The organism is Curtobacterium sp. MCLR17_044 (assembly GCF_003234435.1).
GTDB classification, from domain to species: domain Bacteria; phylum Actinomycetota; class Actinomycetes; order Actinomycetales; family Microbacteriaceae; genus Curtobacterium; species Curtobacterium flaccumfaciens.
Map to the genome: position 1 here is coordinate 52,989 of NZ_QKTC01000021.1, position 18,859 is coordinate 71,847.

Consider the following 18,859-nt stretch of genomic DNA (forward strand, 5'->3'; position numbering starts at 1 on the left):
GCGCCGGGCGTCAGGGGTAGACGCGGACCGGGGTGGAGACGTCGGTCGCCGGACGCACCGGGAACCCGGCGATGCCGTCGGCCCCGCGGTAGGTCACGCCCGCGACGATGCCCTCCGTGCCGGTGAGCGTGAGCTGCTTGGCGGTCTGCACCGGGAGCGTCACGGTCGCACCGGACAGGATCTTCAGCGTGCGCCGCTCGTCGCCCGACCGCACCGTGACGGAGCGGTCCTGGCGGGTGGGGTTCACGAAGTTCAGCCGCACGCCCTCGCCCGGGGCGATGGCGGTGATCGTCCGGTCCCCCAGCGGCTCGGCCGAGGCGAACCAGCCGAGGTCGGTGCCGCTGCTGGCACCGTCGGTCGGCGTCGTGGTGCGTGCACCGGTGACGACCGGCTCGGTCGAGGTGACGGTGAACGAGTACCGGCCGTCCGGGAAGTCGTCGAGCGCGACGTCGGTGACGACCCCGGGCTCGGCGGTGGCGTTGACGGTCGTGCCGCCGCCGTCGGCCGTGCTGATGCCGAGGGTGACGCGGGCCGACTTCGTGCCGGGGACGAACAGCCGCACGATCGGCGCCGCGTCGGCCGTGTCGTCGCCGCGCTGGGCGGCCTGCGCGTCGGCGAGGGCGACGGCGGGGATGACCTGCGAGCGGGACGGGGCAGCCCCACCGGAGACGATGTCGTAGCCGCCCGGGGTGAGGGTGCGGACGACGGACTCCTGCATGTGCGCGACGATCTGGCCGCCGGACGACGTGACGTGCACGACGGTCGAGGCGGCGTCGGACACGAAGCCCGACAGCGGGACGACCTTCTGCGTGTTCGGCGCGACGACGATGCCGGTGGTCCCGGGTGCGCTGACCGTCCCCGAGCCGTCGAAGATCGTCAGGTCGACCGTGGCGTTCACGTCGGTCGGGTTCGAGAGCGTGACGAGGCTCGTCCGACCGGTCTCCGTCGAGCCGCCGACGAGCCACGTGGACTGGGTCGGGTCGTCGCAGGAGGCAGCGCCCGCCCCCACCAGGTCGCCGCTCGAGACACTCTGGAAGCTGCTGCCCGCGACCTGCGGGGTCGTCTCGCCAGCGGGGGCCGTCAGGAGCCGGGGGTCGCTGCCGCCGGTGGTCGAGGAGTCGAGCGAGGACCGCTCGACCGTCGACCCGGTCGTCGCCGTCGCGACGGTCGCGGTGCCGACGGTGCTCGCCTGCGTCGCGTCGTTGCCGGCGTCGTCGGACAGGCGCAGCGCACTGCCGGCGCAGACACGCTCGGCGGCGGCGGGGACCGGCGTGACGGTGCGCCCGGCCGGTCGACCCGGTTCGGACTCGGTGCCGATGGCGTGCGCCGCGGTGACGGCACCCGCGGCGACGACGACGGCGACGGCCGTGGCGGTGCCGCGGACGATCCAGCGCCGGACCGAGGAGGGGTTGGTGCTCATTCGTCGCGCTCCTCGTCGAAGGTGGTGGCGGGTTCCTCGGCCTCGATGACGTTCGAGGTGGCACGGCGGCGGCGCGGGGCCGTCGGGACCGCGAGGAGTGCTGCGGCGCCGAAGACCACGCCGAGCACGACGAGGTACAGCACGTGGGTGGCCTGGGTCGCCGCGGAGCCGGAGCGGGTGCGGTCGACCTCGCCCTCGTAGTGGAACAGCTGACCGTTCGTGGTCTCGCCGATGCTCGTGAAGAGCGCGTTCTGACCGATCGCGCCGGCGGCCCGGTCGTGCACCGTCTGCGCCTCGGAGTCGTCACCGGCGTCGTCGATGAGCACGAAGCTCACGCCGAGCTCGCGGAGCGCCGGCCGGGGGTCGTACCCGCTGCGGCTCGCCAGGTTGCCGGCGAGCGTCGTCAGCCGCGCGCCGGACTCGCTCAGCCGGAGTGCGGTGGCGTCGAGCGTCGACTGGTCGTCGAGGGTGGAGCCCTGCCCGCGCTCGAGCGTGACGGCGAGCGAACCGTCGTCCTGCGGGACGACCACGAGCGTGCCGACGTCCGGGTTCGCCTGGGCCTCGGCGTTCACGTACGCGCTGAGCACCCGGCCGGTGGTCGGCTCGATCGTGGCGGTGCCGAGGTAGAACGCCGCGAAGGCCGGAGCCACGGCCACACCGGCGAGCACGGTCGCGACCAGCCCGGTGACCGGAGCGGCCTTCGGCAGCACGTCGATGCCGATGCAGGCCGCGACCACGAGGGCGAGCCAGTACACGGACAGACCGCTGCCGGGCCAGACGATGGTAGTGGTCGACCCGACACCGGTGACCGTGACGTGGGTGGCGGCGAAGGCCGTGGCGAAGCCGAGGAGCGCGATGACGAGCGCCGAGCCCGCGACCGCCCAGCGGTGGCCGAGCATCGCCCCGATCGCGGCGGCGGCCACGGGGAGCGCGAGGACGGCCATCACGATCGGCAGGACCGTGGCGACCAGCGCGAGTCCGGACGTCGCGGGGAGCCAGCCGCTCCAGTCGGGCAGGGGCTGTCCGATGGCCAGCTGGAGCGCGGACGGCGCCCGGGTCGCGGACGGCGCACCCGGGTCGGCGAACACCGCGAGCAGGTTGCCGCGTGCGGCCTGCGCCAGGATCAGCGGCAGGAAGAGCACCGCGGTCGGCACCGGGATGAACAGGCGACGGTGGGCCCGGCGCCAGCCGACCAGGAGCGCCACGAGCCAGCCGACCAGCAGGACCGGCAGCAGCGACGGCGCCGAGGCGGCGACGACGGCGAACAGGAGCGACGCTCCCGAGGCCCAGGCCCACGAGCGGTGCGCCTCGAGCACGGCGACGAACAGCCACGGCAGCACCAGGTGCGCGATCACGGCGCCGAGGTGTCCGGTCGTCACCGCGCCCACGAGCGACGGGGCGATCGCGTAGAGCGAAGCACCGATGACCGGCACCCAGGTGCGGGTCGTGACCTTGCGGACCGCGAACCAGGCCCCCAGTGCGGACAGCGGGAACGCGACGAGCATGACCAGCACGACCGCGGTGGACGGCGACCAGAAGACGATCGAGCCGAGCACGGCGAGCACCGCGGCAAAGGGGTCGGACGGGCCGGTGAAGCCCGTGCCGAGCGAGTGGAAGCCGTACCCGACGTTCTGCCAGAGCTGTCCAGGCGTCGCGGAGAGCGGCAGGAGTCCCCCGCCGGTCAGGGCCGGCGACCCGAGCAGCGGGTAGAGCGTCACGACGCTGAGGACCGCGGCGGCCAGGACCACCCAGATGCCGCCGTCGCTCAGGAACGACGCCCGGGCGATCGGGGCGTCCTCGGCCCGGGCGAGTTCGACGTCCCGCGAGGTGGTGCGGTGCTCGTGCACCCGACGCCAGCTCACGCGGAGCGGTTCGACGGCGGCCCAGCCGAGCTTCTTCGTGCGGGCGAGGTTCTTGCGCGCCCGCCCCGTGCCGCCGCCGAACGCGACGGCGAACGCGGCGGAGAGCTCGGGGACCACGGCGGCGGGGTGCTTCGCGACCAGGTGTCCGAGCGCGCGGCCGATCGCGAACGGCACGAGCGTGAGCCAGTGCAGCCAGACCAGCGCGGCGGGCGCGTACGTCATCCGGCGGTGCAGCTGCGCCTGCCGGTGCATCCGGACGCGCCGCGCCTCGGACACGCGCTTGCGGCCGAACTCCTCGATCGGTCCGGCGCTGGTGACCTTGGCCTCCGGCACGAGGGCGACGCGGTGTCCGGCCAGGCGGACCCGCACCGAGAAGTCGAGGGCCGCGTCGACGTCCGGCAGCGCCGGGTCGAAGCCGCCGAGTTCGTTCCAGACGGAGCGGCGTACGAGCATGCCGCCCGCGGCGACGCCGAGCACGTCGGTGTTGCGGTCGTGCTGGCCCTGGTCGAGCTCGTCCTGCACCAGCACGATCGACCGGCCGAAGCGGGTCATGCTCTCGCCGAAGGCGCGGATGAGCGAGGGGTCGTCGTCGGCGACGAGCTTGGGACCGGCGACGACGACCGAGGGAGCGATCTCGACGGCGGACAGCAGGTCGGCGAGCGCGGTCGGTGCCGGCGCGTTGTCGTGACCGAGGACCCACAGCCACTCGTCGACCGGTTCGTCGGTCACCGCGGGCGGCGCGCTGCGCTCGCCCTGGCGGACGGCGTCACCGAACGCGGTACCGGCGGGCAGCCGGACGAGCTGCGCGGACCCGCCGAAGGACAGTTCGGCGGTCGATCCGTCGGTCGTGCCGACGTCGACGACCACCAGGTTCTCGGGGTGGCGGGTCTGGGCGGCGAGCGCGTCCAGGGTCCGGTCGAGGTGGGCCGCCCCGTTGGCGGCGACGAGGATCGCGGTGACTCTGGGCTGCATGACGGGCGTCACTCTACGGTCTGGAGGCGCGGTGTCGGCTGCGGACGGCGGCGCGCCGTGAACCTTTGGATGCGCTCACTGCGCGGTGCGGGACGGGCGGAGGTGGTCGCCTTCCGGCGCCTTCGTCGCAGGCTCCTCAGGGGCGCAGTCGCACGGCGCTGGCGCGCCGTGAACGCTCCTACGCCCTTTTCCGCAACTTGCGGCGTTCACGCTCGGAGAGGCCACCCCAGATGCCGAAGCGTTCGTCGTTCTCGAGCGCGTACTCGAGGCACTGTGCCCGGACCTCGCACGAGGTGCAGATCTTCTTCGCCTCGCGCGTGGAGCCGCCCTTCTCGGGGAAGAACGCCTCGGGGTCGGTCTGCGCGCAGAGCGAGTCGACCTGCCAGGCGAGCGGGTTCTCCTCGTCGTCGGTCTCCGGACGTCGGACACCCGGGACGCCGAGCGCCACGGGATCGACGTGCCAGTCCTCCGGAACTCCGGCGTGGAACTCGGAACCGTTCACCCTGATCACCCCTGCCGCCTCGACAACGAACCCCAACTCTTGCGGCCGTTGCCTGTAATTACAGCGGTGTCATTCGCCTGAGTCAAGTCGCGGATCATAGAAGGCACTGACCGCTCCAGCGTGTCATGTCCCCCGTTTGGGCGTGTCGCACCGCTCGGGTGGGCCTTCCGGGGGACAACTGACTCGTCCTCAGGCGCTCAGGAGGCGCTGCGACGGGCCTCCCAGGCGCTCGACACCATCTCGTCCAGGGAGTGCCGCATGGCCCACTCGAGGTCACGGGCGGCGGCTTCGCCGGTCGCGACGATTCGGGCCGGGTCGCCGGGGCGCCGCGGTGCGATCTCGGGGTCGAAGGCGATCCCGGTGCCCGACGCCATCGCGTCCATGATCTGCCGGACGCTCACGCCGTCGCCGCTGCCGAGGTTGTAGGCACGCTCGAGCGGCTCCCCCGCCTCGAGCTTCCGCGCGGCCACCGCGTGCGAGTGCGCCAGGTCGGCCACGTGCACGTAGTCGCGGACGCAGGTGCCGTCCGGGGTGGCGTAGTCGTCGCCGTTGATCCGCGGGGTCCGGCCGGCGAGCAGCGCGTCGAAGACCAGCGGGAACAGGTTGTGCGGGCTGGCGTCGTACAGGTCGGGCTCCCCGGAACCGACGACGTTGAAGTACCGGAGCGACGTGGTGGTGAAGCCCGCGGCGACCTCCATGTCGCGCAGCAGCCACTCGCCGATGAGCTTCGACTCGCCGTACGGCGACTCCGGGTTCTTCGGGGTGGACTCGACCACGGTCTCGACGTCCGGCGTGCCGTAGACCGCCGCGCTGGACGAGAAGACCGCCTTGGTGACGCCGGTCTCGGCCATCGCGCGCAGCAGGGTCGCCATGCCGGTGACGTTCTGCTCGTAGGTGTGCAGCGGGCGCTCGACCGAGACGCCGGCGTACTTGAACCCCGCGACGTGGACCACACCGGTGACCTCGTGCTCGCGCAGCGTGCGTGCGACGAGCTCGCCGTCGAGGATCGTGCCCTCGACGAACGGCACGTCGTCCGGGACGAACGCGCGGAAACCGCTCGACAGATCGTCGAACGCGACCGTGTCGATGCCGGCCGAGCGCAGTGCTCGGACGACGTGGGACCCGATGTACCCGGCACCGCCGGTGACCAGCCAACTCATGGTCGCCACGCTAGCGGACGTCGGCGACGCTCCGGTGGCGGTGTGCGGGTCCACGCCACGGCGTGCGGCCCCGCGCCGGTCCCGGTGCCGGTCCGCGCCCCTAGGCGCCGGTGGCGATGAACACGGTCGACGTGATGCCGTCGGAGGAGTCCGCCTCGACCGTCACGTCGCCCTCGTCCGGCGTGATGAAGCACGACTCGCCCTTGCGGAGCAGGGTCGCCGACTGCGCGCCGACGAGCGTGACGACGCCCTCGGTGCAGATCGCGATCGACGGCCCCACGAGCGGGGCGACCCCGCCGGTGCTCAAGCCCACCGGGCGACCGTCACCGTCCACCCGCAGCAGCGCGAAGCCGACGCCGTCCGGCGCGAACCGGTCGACGCCCTCGGCGATGCGCTCGGGCTCGAGGACCGGTGCCGGGTACGCGGTGAAGTCGAGCACCCGCAGGAGCTCCGGCACGTCGACGTGCTTCGGCGTGAGCCCGCCGCGCAGCACGTTGTCCGACGGCGCCATCAGCTCGATGCCGAGTCCGTCGAGGTACGCGTGGATGTTGCCGGCGGGCAGGTACATGGCCTGCCCCGCGGTGAGCGTCACCCGGTGCATGAGCAGGGAGACGACGATGCCGGGGTCGCCGGGCCAGGTGGTCGCCAGGTCGCGGACGGTCGCGGTGTTCGGGGTGAGCAGGTCGTCGTCGAGCGAGACGGCCAGGTCACTCGCGGCCTGCACCACGGCGAGCGCGGACTCGTCGGCGGTCTCGAGCCAGCGGACGGTGTCCTCGAGCCCGTGCAGCAGGTGCACCTTGAGCGGACCGAGGCGGCCGGTACCGGCGTCGAGCACGCGGACCTCGGCCAGGGTCTCCTCGACCGGGCGGAAGCCGCTCAGCGCCTCGAACCGCTCGCTCAGCGCGACGACGAGCTCGGGCTTCGGGAACGGGTCCTTGTAGTTGCGGGCCGGGTCGTCGAGCGGGATCCCCTCGCGCTCCTCGCGGGCGAAGCCCTCTTCTGCCTGCTCCGGGGTCGGGTGCGCCTGCAGCGAGAGCGGTGCCGCAGCGGCGAGCACCTTGAGCAGGAAGGGCAGGCCGGTGCGGTCCGGACCGAGTGCGGTCTCCGGCTCGTCGGCGATCCAGTCGCGGAGCGTGTCGGCCCCGCCGACCATGGCCGGGTTGACCACGACACTGGGGCTGCCGGCGTGGGCGCCGAGCCAGAGCTCCGCCTGCGGGGCACCCGTGACGGTGCGGCCGAGGAGCTCCGGGATCGCGGTGACCGAGCCCCAGGCGTAGTCGCGGGGGGTGTTCGTGATGCCGAGGAACATGGGCCAGAGCCTACCGGCGCTGCCGGTGGAGTCCTGCGGACGGCGACCGGCCGGTAGCCTGGCGTCGTGACGAACACCTGGCCACTGGCGCGCGGGACCGTACCGGAGCGCGAGGCGTTCGCCTTCGGGGCGACGACCCTGTTCGTGCTGTTCGCGGGCGACGCCGTGCCGAACACCCTGACCTGGGTCGGGGCCGGCGTCCTCTGGGCCCTCGTCGCGGCGTGGGGCATCACGATCCTGGTCCGGGCGAGGCCACCGCTCGTCCGCACCCCCTGGGCGCTCTGGGCGTTCCTCGGCTGGTGCCTGGTGACCCTGGTGTGGTCGCACTGGCGCTTCGCGACGATCTCGAGCCTGACCGTGCAGGTGATCTGCGCGGCCGTCGCGTTCACGATCGCCTCGACCCTGACGTGGCGCCGGATCACCGACGCCCTGAGCCTCGCGCTCCGGTGGGTCCTCATGCTCTCGCTCCTGTTCGAGGCCGCCGTCGCGGTGTTCGTCCGGCACCCGATCGCCCCGATCTGGACGGACTACGGCGACCGCGACGTCCCCGACGCCTTCTACTTCTCGCGCGCCGAGCTCTTCACCGGGGGCCGGATCCAGGGGCTGCCCGGCAACGCCAACCTGCTCGCGATGGTGGCCCTGCTGGTCGCGATCGTGGTCGCCGTGCAGTTCGCCGAGGGCCGGATCCGCCGGAACCAGGCGATCGGCTGGCTCGTCGTCGCGGCACTCGGTTTCGTCCTCACCCGCTCGTCGACGGTCATCGCCGCCGCACTCGTGGTCGCCGTGGTCGCACTCGCCGCCGTCTGGATGCGCCGTGTCCCGACCGAGCGCCGCACCCCGCGCTACCTGCTGCTGGCCGTGGGTGCCGTCGTCGTCGCCGTCGCCGCGTTCGTGCTGCGCGGCCCGGTGTCCGAGCTGCTCGGCAAGGGTTCGGACGCCACCGGGCGCGGGGAGATCTGGGCCAAGGTGCTCGGCCTGATCGACCAGCACCCCGTGGGCGGCTGGGGCTGGATCGGGTACTGGTGGCCGGGCATCCCGACCCTCGCCGACCTGGCGCAGCGCAAGGGCGTCACGTACCTGCAGGCCCACGACGCCTACCTGGACGTCTGGATGCAGACCGGCATCATCGGCCTGGTGCTCTTCGCGATCTACGTGGTCACGACGCTGTCCCGCTCGTGGGCCTGCGCGACCCGCATCGGGTACGACGCCGCGCTGCGTCCGCGGTCGTTCGACCCGGTGTCACTCCTGCCGCTCCTGGTCGTCGTCGCCCTGCTCGTGCAGTCCGTCGCCGAGTCCCGCCTGCTCTACCAGGGGAACTGGGTGCTCTTCGCCCTGCTCGCCATCAAGACGCGCATCGTGCTGACCGGCGAGGAACCGGTGTCCACCGGCGACGGTCCGCGCACGCCACCCGCCAAGCGCGAGTTCCGCTGGGCCGGCACGCGCTGACCCGCACGCTCCCTCAGCGCGACAGCCACGAGCACGACACCGGGGACGACCACGGGTTCGACTTCACCCGGGCGACCTCGAGCGTCGGGTCCGCGTCGCACGCCGCCACCGCCGCCGGCAGTTGCCCCGCCCACACCGGGCCGCCGCTCCGCCGCGTGTCCGTCGGCGCGACGTGCAGGACCGCCGACGCGACGACGGCGGTGACCACGCACCAACCGGCCAGCGCGCCGACGAGGCGACCAGGGCCTCCCGTCCGTCCGGCAGCACGCGACCAGCTGCCGGCGTCCACGAGCGCGGCTGCGGCGACCACCGCGGCGCTCACCAGCAGCAGGCCGGCGGCCGCGGCGTAGCGCTGCGGCGGCACGGCGGCCATCGCGGCGACCGGCGCCGACCAGCGGAGACCGTCACCGCCGTTGGCGAGCAGGGCCACCCACCACACCGCGACGGAGCCGACGGCGAGGGCTGTGACCATCCACCGGGTGCGGGCCGGCCCGACCACGACGGCCGCCACCAGGACGACGAGCAGCAGGGCTGCGGGCACCACGACCACCGCCCAGCCGCGCTCGACCACCGCCGTCAGCACAGCACCGAGGTCCGGGTCCCAGGCACCCGCCACGGGACGCAGCAGGTACCCCGCGAGCACGTCGCGCACCGCTGGCGACCCCGTGGCGAGGGCCCGCGGACTCGTCAGGGTCGTGACGCCCTGCACCGCCAGGGCGACGACCACGACGAGCGTGACCGGCAGCGCGGTCCACCGGCCGGCCGGTCCGGGCGTCCGGCCACGGGGCGTCCAGGCGAGGAGCAGCAGGGGCGCGAACAGCGCGGTGAGCGGTTCGGTGAGCACGGCCGCACCCGCGACCACGGCGAGTGCCCCGGCCGCCCACCACGACCGCGCACGCCACGCGAAGACCCACGGCACCAGGACGAGCAGGAACCAGTGCAGGTTCGCCGCGTTGCCGCTGATCTCGTACGGGGCGAGCGGCAGGACGACGGGGACGGCGGCGAGCACCAGCCGCAACGGCCACGGGCGGACGACGTCGCGGGACAGCACGAACACCAGGGCGCAGACCCCGCCGACGACCGTGCACGCGGCGAGCGCCACCACCTGCGCGTACCGCTCGGGCGGCAGCGCGTACCCGAGGTCGACGATGAGCCGGGGCAGCAGGTGCACGTACCCGGCGTAGGGGTGCAGCAGGGTGTCGACGGGACCCATCGCGATCCGTTCGCGCAGGAACACGCCACCGTCCTCGGCCCAGACGGTGTTCCGCGGCACCGGGCCGAGCCGGTACCAGGCCAGGGCGGTCGTGAGCAGGCCGACGACGACCGCGACGAGGGGGACGCCGGCGACCCTGCGCGCGAGGTCCATCCGGTGAGGATAGTTCGGTCATCGCGCATCGTCGATACAGCCACACCGCGATGCGGTGTGCTCGTCACAAGGTCGTGCGCCAAGATGGACGCGTGACGGACGGCCGGGTGAGCAGACAGGTGCTCGGGCGCCGGTACCTCTCCGCCTGGATCGGCTTCTCGGCCGGTGGACGGTTCAGCCAGGCGCTCGCGACGGTCATCGTGCTGTTCGGGTTCGGGCAGCCCACCGTCGAGGCCCTCGTCGGCCGGGCGGGGACCTGGGCGGTGCTCGTGACGCTGTTCGTGCTGGCGGGGCTGAGCCTGCTCGGCCAGCGCTACCGGATCGAGTGGCACGGGGTCCTCCCCCTCTCGCTGCTGGCCTTCGTCGGCTACTGCGCGTTGAGCGTGCTGTGGAGCGAGTACTCCTGGGTGGCGCTCCGCGGACTGGTGCAGACCGTGTGCTTCATCGGCCTCGGGCTGTACCTGGCCCTCGGCCGAGACCTGGTGCAGGTGATCCGGGCCTCGGGCGACGCCTTCCGGATCCTGCTCGTGACGGCCCTCGGACTCGAGGTCCTGTCCGGCCTGGTCCTCGACGTCCCGTTCCCGGCGTTCGGCATCCGCGGCGACATCGCGTACGGCGGCCCGATCCAGGGCATCGGCGGCACCCGCAACTTCATGGGCTTCATCGCCGCGATGGCCCTGGTCACCTTCGTGGTCGAGTTCCTCACCCGGTCGGTCACGGTCTGGCGCGCGATCGCCTCGACCTCGCTCGCCGTCATCGCCCTGATGCTCGTGCAGTCCCCCATCACCGGGCTCGCGATGATCGCGCTCGCCGTCACCGCACTGGCGCTCTGGTCACTCCGGCACGCACGACCGGCGACCAGACCGGTGGTCAACGGCGTCCTCGGCGCGGTCGTCCTGCTGACGCTCGCCGTCGGGGTGCTCGCTCGGCACCGTCTGCTCGCCGAGATCGGGGCGGCCGGCGGCACGGCCACCCGGACGGACCTGTGGTCGCAGATCCGGGTCCTGGTGGAGCGCTACCCGATCCAGGGCTGGGGCTGGGTGGGCACGTGGCCGACCGAGCCCGTCGTGCCCTACGTCACGCTCATCGACCCCGCCGGCGTCCGGTTCACCTCGGGCCTGAACGCCTTCGTGGACGCCTGGCTGCAGATCGGGTTCGCGGGCACGCTCATCCTCGGCATCACCGCGTTGCTCGCGTTCGCGCGTGCCTGGGTCACGGCGACGACGTTCCCCGGGGTGGCGTACGTGTGGCCGGCCGCCGTGCTCGTGCTGCTCGCCGTCACCAGCACGGCGGAGAGCTACCTGCTGCACGGTGCGGGGCTGATGTTCTTCGTGACGGTCCTCGTCATCGCCGCGCGGCGCCGCTCGTGGCGCCGGCACCTGCCGCGCGTGTAGCGGCGGTACGGCGCGACCCACCGACGGCCTGGAGGCCCGTGGCGGCCCCGCACCACGCCTCCAGGCCGTCGCGCCCAGCGTTCCGGGCACGCGCGCTACGGGCGCGTGCGGCGACCGAGGCGGCGCTGCACGCCCCACTGGGTGACGCGGAGCATCGCCTCGAGGACGATGGACCGGCTCATCTTGGAGACGCCGTGCACGCGGTCGCGGAAGCGGATGGGCACCTCGACGATGCGGCCGCCGAGGGCGTCGACGCGCAGCGTCATGTCCACCTGGAAGCAGTACCCCTTCGAGTCCACCGACCCGAGGTCCATCCGCGCGATCGCCGACGAGCGGTACACGCGGTAGCCGGCGGTGATGTCCCGCACGTCGAGCCCGAGCACCAGGCGGGCGTAGGTGTTGGCCCCGCGGCTGAGCGCCTGGCGCCGGAGCGGCCAGTCGACGACCGACCCACCGGGGACCCAGCGGGACCCGATGGCGAGCAGGACGTCGTCGGACGCGGTCACGGCGTCGACCAGGGCCGGCAACCGGTCGGCCGGGTGCGAGCCGTCGGCGTCCATCTCGACCAGCAGCGGGTACCCGCGCTCCAGACCCCACCGGAACCCGGCGACGTACGCCGTGCCGAGCCCGAGCTTGCCGGAGCGCTGCAGCAGGTGCACCCGGTCGTCCGCGGCCGCCAGGGACCGCACGATGTCCCCGGTGCCGTCCGGGCTGCCGTCGTCGACGACGAGCAGGTGGGCACCGGGCACCGCCGCCAGCACGGCGGCGGTGATCGCACGGATGTTCTCGGCCTCGTCGTACGTCGGGACGATGACGAGGGCGGTGGTCTCCCCCGGGGTCACCGGTTCAGGCGCCGCTTCACCTTGCCGGCGACGCTGCGGGGACCCTCGGTGCGCAGGTAGTGCACGGCACGGCCGAGGTCGTAGCGGACGCCGGAGAGCTTCTTGCGCTCCGGGACGCGGACGCGCATTTTGTGCGGCTCGATCGACGACGCGGTGTCGCGCACCGACTTGTCCGCAGCGCGGATCGGGTTCCGGCAGAACTCGACGAGCGGGGCGAGGACGTTCTCCCACGTGAACTGCTCGCGCACGCGGTCGACGTTGCCGATGAACTCCGTGCGGGCCTTCTTGTCGAAGAGCGCCGTCTCGAGCGCGGTGGCCAGGCCGTCGATGTCCTGCTCGTGCACCGCGATGCCGAGCTTCTCTTCTGCGACGAGGTCACCGAACGAGTCGCCGGCCGTCGTGACGATCGGCAGACGTGCCCACAGGTAGTCGAGGATGCGGGTCCGGAACGAGAAGGTGGTCTCGAGGTGCTCGTAGTGCGTCGAGACGCCGGCGTCGGCCTCGAGCAGGTAGGCGCCGCGCTCCTCGTACGGGATCCACTGGTCGTTGAAGAACACGTGCTTGCCGGTGAGACCGAGGGCGTCGGCCTCGGCGCGGACCTTCGCGACGATGTCCATCTCGGGGACGTCGGGGTTCGGGTGCTGCACGCCCATGAAGAAGAGCTTCACCGACGGACGGCGCTCGGCGAGCTGGGCGATCGAGCGGACCAGGGTGATCGGGTCGAACCAGTCGTAGATCCCACCGCCCCAGACGACGAGCTTGTCGTTCTTGCCGATGCCCGGCACGACGCCCTTGACGCGCTGCTGGTCGTGGACCGGCGGCGTCGAGGACAGGCCGAACGGCACGACGCCGATGAGCGAGCGCAGGTCGGCGTCGCGCGAGTAGGTGCGGGCGTTCACGCGGCCGGAGCCGGCGAGCTGCCCGAGCCAGAACATCCGCTGGCGCTCCGAGGCGCAGATGAAGTAGTCGCCGAGCTCGAGCTGGTGGTTCAGCGTGTCCGAGGCGTCGAGGATCTGGCGGTTCCACTTGTCGACGTCGTCGCTGCGGCCCTGTTCGAGCTGCTCGAGGTGCAACGGGTCGTAGACGTCGACGACCAGGATCTTGCTGGTCGACTCGAGCACCGGGAACAGCCGGAGCGCGTGGCCCTGCACGATGATGACGTCGGCCCAGCCCTCGTGCTCGACCATCTGGCGCGGGTGGCGGTGCGGGACCGTGACGACCTCGTACGACGGGTCGATCGGCGACGAGCGGGTCAGGCTGACCACGCGGACGTCGTGCTCGGACGCCAGCTGCTTGGCCATCTGGGTGGCACGGATCGCCGGACCGGCCATCTTCGCGCCGATCGAGTCGCCCGTGATGATGAGGACGCGGCGGCGGGTGCCGACCTCGAGCACGCCGAGGGAGTGCACGATCTTGTCGTAGCCGGCCAGGTAGTTCTCGATCGGGTAGGCGGGCTCGTCGCGGTTGCCGAACAGGCGGAGGAGCTCACGGTCGGACCGGACGCGGGTCGCCTGGATCTGGCGGCGGGACTCGGTCATCGACGGCAGCTGCTCGACGAACTGGTCGACACCGTAGATGCCCGCCATGCTCGTCTTCGGCACCGGGATCGTCGGGACGCTGTCGTCGCCGGGGTTGCGCAGGTCGAGCTCGGTGGAGTCGAGCTCCCCGCGGCCCACGGCACGACGGACGGCGAGCGCCAGGGAACCGGGCAGCGCCGCGGCGAGCTGCTCGTCACCGAGGTTCTTGTAGAGCGTGAACAGTGCGTTCCGCTCGAGCAGGTAGGTCTCGCGGAAGTCGCCGAACTTGTTCATCGACGCGTGGTGCTTGTGGAACGCGACCGACTTCGGCTGGTACCGGAAGCGCCAGCCGAGCAGGTTGAGCCGCCAGCCGAGGTCGACGTCCTCGTAGAACATGAAGTAGCGGTCGTCGAAGCCGTCGAGCTGCTCGAAGAGCTCCGCGCGGATGAACATCGCGGCGCCGGTGCCGAACAGGACGTCGGTCTCGCTCTCCCACCGGCCGGTGTCCGGCGACCCGGCGAAGGGCTTGTAGCCCATGCCGTACCAGGTCATCGCGGCCTCGGTGAAGTCGACGTTGACGCCTTCCCAGTCGAGGACCTTCGAGGCGACGGCGCCGATGTCGGCACCGGAGGCGAAGGTGGCCATCGCCTCGCGCACCCAACCGGTATCGGGGCGGGCGTCGTTGTTGAGGAACGCCACGACCTCGCCGGAGGACTTCTCGACGCCGAGGTTGCACCCGCCGGTGAACCCGAGGTTCGCGCCAGCGTCGATCAGGGTGAAGTCGAGGCTCGAGGCCTTCAGACGCCCGAGGTGCTCGGGGCCCGAACCGTTCTCGACGACGATCACCTCGAGCTTGTCCTGCGGCCAGTCCTGCTTGCGGAGTTCCGCGATGCTCGTCAGGGTGTCGTCCGTGCCCTTGTAGTTCACGAGGATGACGGACACGACTCCCGGCTTGCGCTCTGTCACGCGAGTTCCTCCAGCAGCTGCCGCGCACCGGGCGCGGGTCGATGGGTCGGCCAACGGGGTGCCGCGGGCCGATGACACCCTACAAGGCGCGCCCAGGGACTCCCTGCCGCCGCTGCGGATTCGTGCAGAATGGCGTGCGTGACCGCAGTGATCCCGAGCACCCCCATGTCCTCTCCCCTCCGCGAGGACTACGCGGCCCTCGCGGCCGACGAGCACGCCGAGGGCCCCCGCGGCACGATCCGCTTCGCGGTGTCGACCGCCGACCCGGCCGAGGGCAAGGGCGACCTGTTCGTCGCGCTCGGGCTGGCGCGGGCGCTCCGGGCCGAGGGCTGGGGCGTCGCGATGTGGCCGCTCGAGCGCTGGGGCGAGGAGCTCCCCGCCGACACCGCCGTCGTGGTCAGCATGATCGAGTCCTTCGTGCCCGGGTACGTCCCAGCCGGCACCGCCCTGGTTGCGTGGGTGCGGAACTGGACCGCCAAGTGGGCAGCCCTGCCGTACCTCGACGAGTTCGACGCGGTCTGGACGTCGTCCGGGATCGCCCGCGACGCGATCGCGGCGGCGTACTCCGGCCCCGTCGAGGTGGTGCCGATCGGCGTCGACACCGAGCTGTTCACGACCGACGCCCCCGCACCGCGCGAGCGCACGGACCGCGCCGTGACCACGGTCAACTTCTGGGGCGTCCGCCGCCGGGTGCAGGACGTCCTCGCCGAGGTCGCCCCGGCCGAACCGATCGTCTGGTTCGCGGCGAACGTCGACCACGTCGAGGCCTCCGCGGGCGTCGAGCTCCGCCCGGCCGTGTCCTACTTCGCCCTGCCCGAGGTCTACCGCGCCGCCGGTTTCGTCGTCGACGACGTCATCGAGCCGGCCGCCGAGTACGGCACCCTGAACTCCCGCCTGTACGAATCGCTCGCGTCCGGGGCGCTGCCCGTCACCGACTGCGCGCGCGGGCTCGACGAGCTCGGCCTGTCCGACGTGCCGGTGTTCGACGACGCCGACTCGCTCGAGCGCGTGCTCGCGATGCCCCGCGACGAGCGCACCGCCCTGGTCGCCCGGCTCCGCGCCGTCGTGGTCGAGCGGCACTCGTTCCGCAGCCGCGCCGAACAGGTCGGTCCGTCGCTCGACGCCGCCGTCGCCGCCGCCTCGGGCCGGAGCGGCGAGCGTGGCGCGTTCCTGCGGTGGGCCACCGCCCAGCGCGAGACGCTCCGGCAGACCGAGCACGACCGCGACGTCCACCTGGCCGGCGTGCACGACATCAACGCGCGCCTGGTCGAGTCGGAGCAGAAGGTCGGCGCGTACGACACCGCCCGCCGCCTGGCCGAGGCGGAGCGCGACCAGATCGCGGCCCGCTTCGAGGGCCTCACGCGCTCCCCCGAGTACCGGCTGCTGCACGGCGTGGGCCTGATGGCGCGGCGCGTGCGCCGCTGACGGCGGTCGACGCGACCGGAGACGGACGGGAGGCCCGGTACCAGCTGGTACCGGGCCTCCCGTCCGTCGTGTGGCGACCGTCTACTGCACGGTGACCGTTTACTGCACGGTGACCCTCTACTGCACGGTGACGGTCTTCGTGCCGAAGCTCTTGGAGGTGCCGCTCGGCAGGTCCTGGAAGTAGACGCGCACGGTGTGCGTGCCCTTCTTCACCCCGGTGAGCTTCCGCGACAGGCCGACGTCCGAACCCCAGTCCGGGTGCACGGCCTGCACGTCGGTGCGGGTCGCGTTGACGGTGCCCGGCGAGACGGCGACGCCGTCCAGGTGGATCTTGTACTTGACCGGGTCCCAGACGTCCGGGTCGATCGCCCAGCCGGCCACGGTGATGGTGCCCGTGCCGCCGGTGACGGACTCGTACAGGCCCTTGACCGAGCCGGTCTTGCCCGTCTTGCCGGTGGTCGGCGGGTCGGTGACCGTCACGCTCTTCGTGCCGAAGCTCTTGTACGTGCCGCTCGGCAGCTCCCGGAAGTACACGCGCACGGTGTGCGTGCCGGCGGTCAGCCCGGGGATCTTCAGCGAGAGGCCGACGTCGGAGCCCCACGCGGGGTGCACGGCCTCGACGTCGGTCCGCTTCGCGTTCGCGGTCCCGGGGGCGATGGCGACACCGTCGACGTGGATCTTGTAGGCGACGGGGTCCCAGACGTCGGGGTCGATCGCCCAGCCGCGCACCGTGGCGCTGTTCACGCCACCGACCACGGACTCGAACGCACCCTTGACCGAGCCGGTCTTGCCCGTCTTGCCGGCCGTCCCCGACGCGTCGGGTTCGGCGGTCGACGCGGCGGTCACGGTCACGGACTTGGTGCCGAAGCTGACGTACTTGCCGCCCTGCAGGTCCTGGAAGTAGACGCGCACGGTGTGCTTGCCCGCCTTCAGGCCGGTGAGCCGGAGCGTCAGGCCGACGTCGGAGCCCCACGTGGGGTGCGTCGCCTCGACGTCGGTGCGGGTGGCGTCCGCGACCCCGCTGTTCGTGCTCACGCCGTCGACGTGGATCTTGTACTTGACCGGGTCCCACACGTCCGGGTCGATCGCCCAGCCGCGCACGGTGGCCGTGCCGACGCCGCCGGTGACGGAGTCGTACGACCCGCGGACGGCACCGGTCTTGCCGGTCTTGCCGGTGGTCGGGGCGTCCACGACGACCGACTTCGACGCGACCTTCACGTACTTCGTGCCGGGCTTGTCCATCACGTACAGCGTCACCGCGCGCGAGCCCGCGCTGATGCCGCCGATCGTCTTCGAGAAGCCGAGGGTGCTGCCGACGCCCGGGTAGACCTTCGCCACGTCGGTGCGGGTCTTGTCCGCCGTGCCGGTCGCCTTGCTCACGCCGTCGACGAGGATCTTCCACGAGCCGGGCTTGGACGAGTCGGGGTCGAGGACCCAGCCGGTGGCCGAGATCGTGCCGACGCCGCCGGTCACCGAGTCGAGGACGCCCTTGGGCGCCGCGCTCGTGATGGTGCGGGTGTAGCAGCCGAGCAGGGTGTTCGCCCCGCGACCCTGGTTGATGGCGTAGCTGCAGACGGAGTGCTTGCCGAGGCTCAGCCCGGTCAGTTCGGCCGAGAACCCGTGCCGGGTGTTGTTCGCGCCGAGGGTGCCGGCCAGGTCGCTCCGGGTCTTGTCCGCGGTGACGGTCTTCGCGCCGGCGCCGTCGACGTAGAACGCGACGCGCAGGGCGTTGGTGGTGTCCGGGTCGGCCGCCCAGCCGGTGACCGTGATCGACGAGGTGGAGGTCGCGGTCACGGAGTCGACGTCGCCGTAGGGATTGCCGCCGCCGGCCGCAGCACCGAACCAGTCGGTGTACATGCGCCAGAAGTTGCGGTTGCCGTAGGCGGAGCAGCTGTCACCGGAGCCGTAGAGGTTCGACATGGCCGCGGCGTTCGGGGTGTACGGGGTGTAGATGTACAGGCTCGCGGTGGCCTGGTTCTGGATGTAGACGGACTTCCGACCGCAGGCCGCGTTCGGGTTGAGCAGGATCGAGTTCGTCCGGCCCGCCTGGTACGCCCACGAGGTCGGCGACGCCTGGTACCGCTTGAACTGCAGGGCCGCGGCGTAGACCTGCTGGCCGAAGCCGAAGTACGCCGGGTCGCACGGGGCGGTGTCCGGGCACGCGAAGCCGGTGGCGTGCAGGTACATGTAGGACGTCGGCGAGGACGTCGTGACGATGCCCTGCTCCTTCTGCAGGAGCACGAGGAGCACCTTCTGGCTGATACCGCACGCGGCACCGACCTGGGCGATCATCGTCGCGGCCGACTTGGTGCCACCAGCGATGGCCGCGCACCGGCCGGAGACGGCACCGATCGAGCTCATCTTCTGCGAGAAGTCCTTCAGGCAGGCGGGGCCGCTCGACGACTTCCGGCAGTTCGGCGCGACGCTCGTCAGGAACGACTGCACGGCGGCGGCGTTCATCGCCGAGCCGTTGTAGAAGTTCGCGTCGCTGATGATGTTGCCCGGGTCGAAGTCCGACGCGACCGCGGCCGAGGCCGACTGGGTCGTGGTCTGCTCCGCGAGCACCGTGCCGAAGGTCAGGCCGCTCACCGCGACGGCGAAGGCCGCCACCAGGGCGAGGGAGCTCCGGAGGGAACGACGGGAGCGGGCTGCTCGGGGGGATCGGCTGGTGCGGGGGG

The 18,859-nt window shown here is 72.3% G+C and carries 12 protein-coding genes; 3 read left to right on the forward strand and 9 right to left on the reverse strand.

The features are described 5' to 3' along the window. Positions 1-10: 10 nt before the first annotated feature. The 5 genes from DEJ04_RS15040 to manA form a co-directional block, all read right to left on the reverse strand. The gene (locus tag DEJ04_RS15040) at positions 11-1,420 is read right to left on the reverse strand and encodes a DUF5719 family protein (protein WP_071405767.1); all 1,410 of its coding nucleotides are present in this window, start codon (positions 1,418-1,420) and stop codon (positions 11-13) included. Beyond that, positions 1,417-4,254: a glycosyltransferase family 2 protein gene (locus DEJ04_RS15045; RefSeq protein WP_146248738.1), complete on the reverse strand. Its 2,838-nt coding sequence runs from the start codon at positions 4,252-4,254 to the stop codon at positions 1,417-1,419. The genes DEJ04_RS15040 and DEJ04_RS15045 overlap by 4 nt, the downstream gene beginning before the upstream one ends. A 178-nt stretch (positions 4,255-4,432) precedes the next feature. Next, positions 4,433-4,765 (reverse strand): WhiB family transcriptional regulator, encoded by a 333-nt coding sequence (locus DEJ04_RS15050; protein ID WP_081827389.1) that lies wholly within the window; start codon positions 4,763-4,765, stop codon positions 4,433-4,435. Positions 4,766-4,953: 188 nt separating this feature from the next. Beyond that, on the reverse strand, positions 4,954-5,916 hold the full coding sequence (gene galE, locus DEJ04_RS15055) for a UDP-glucose 4-epimerase GalE (protein ID WP_071405789.1): 963 nt from the start codon (positions 5,914-5,916) through the stop codon (positions 4,954-4,956). 100 nt (positions 5,917-6,016) lie between these two features. Continuing rightward, entirely contained in the window at positions 6,017-7,225 is a 1,209-nt protein-coding gene (manA, locus tag DEJ04_RS15060) for a mannose-6-phosphate isomerase, class I (protein WP_111047607.1), read from the reverse strand. A 66-nt stretch (positions 7,226-7,291) separates the two neighbouring features. Here manA and DEJ04_RS15065 point away from each other — a divergent pair, with 66 nt between their 5' ends. Continuing rightward, positions 7,292-8,671 (forward strand): O-antigen ligase, encoded by a 1,380-nt coding sequence (locus tag DEJ04_RS15065; protein ID WP_111047608.1) that lies wholly within the window; start codon positions 7,292-7,294, stop codon positions 8,669-8,671. A gap of 13 nt (positions 8,672-8,684) precedes the next feature. Here the strand turns inward: DEJ04_RS15065 and DEJ04_RS15070 are convergent, their stop codons facing one another. Beyond that, positions 8,685-10,037: a hypothetical protein gene (locus DEJ04_RS15070; protein WP_111047609.1), complete on the reverse strand. Its 1,353-nt coding sequence runs from the start codon at positions 10,035-10,037 to the stop codon at positions 8,685-8,687. A 107-nt stretch (positions 10,038-10,144) separates the two neighbouring features. Between DEJ04_RS15070 and DEJ04_RS15075 the strand changes: the two genes are divergently transcribed. Further along, positions 10,145-11,431, forward strand: coding sequence for an O-antigen ligase (locus DEJ04_RS15075; RefSeq protein WP_128780653.1), 1,287 nt, complete (start codon positions 10,145-10,147; stop codon positions 11,429-11,431). Between the two features lie 95 nt (positions 11,432-11,526). Here DEJ04_RS15075 and DEJ04_RS15080 read toward each other — a convergent pair whose 3' ends face one another. Together DEJ04_RS15080 and DEJ04_RS15085 are read right to left on the reverse strand one after the other, a co-directional pair. After that, positions 11,527-12,273, reverse strand: coding sequence for a polyprenol monophosphomannose synthase (locus DEJ04_RS15080; protein ID WP_111029478.1), 747 nt, complete (start codon positions 12,271-12,273; stop codon positions 11,527-11,529). Next, positions 12,270-14,756, reverse strand: a complete 2,487-nt coding sequence (locus tag DEJ04_RS15085; protein WP_071405761.1) for a glycosyltransferase — start codon at positions 14,754-14,756, stop codon at positions 12,270-12,272. The genes DEJ04_RS15080 and DEJ04_RS15085 overlap by 4 nt, the downstream gene beginning before the upstream one ends. 138 nt (positions 14,757-14,894) lie before the next feature. Here DEJ04_RS15085 and DEJ04_RS15090 point away from each other — a divergent pair, with 138 nt between their 5' ends. Beyond that, a complete protein-coding gene (locus tag DEJ04_RS15090; protein WP_146248739.1) occupies positions 14,895-16,181 on the forward strand; it encodes a glycosyltransferase in 1,287 nt (428 codons plus the stop codon). 117 nt (positions 16,182-16,298) lie between these two features. Here the strand turns inward: DEJ04_RS15090 and DEJ04_RS15095 are convergent. Then, positions 16,299-18,859: hypothetical protein (locus DEJ04_RS15095; protein WP_220035574.1), on the reverse strand; the 2,561-nt coding region annotated here is incomplete at its 5' end.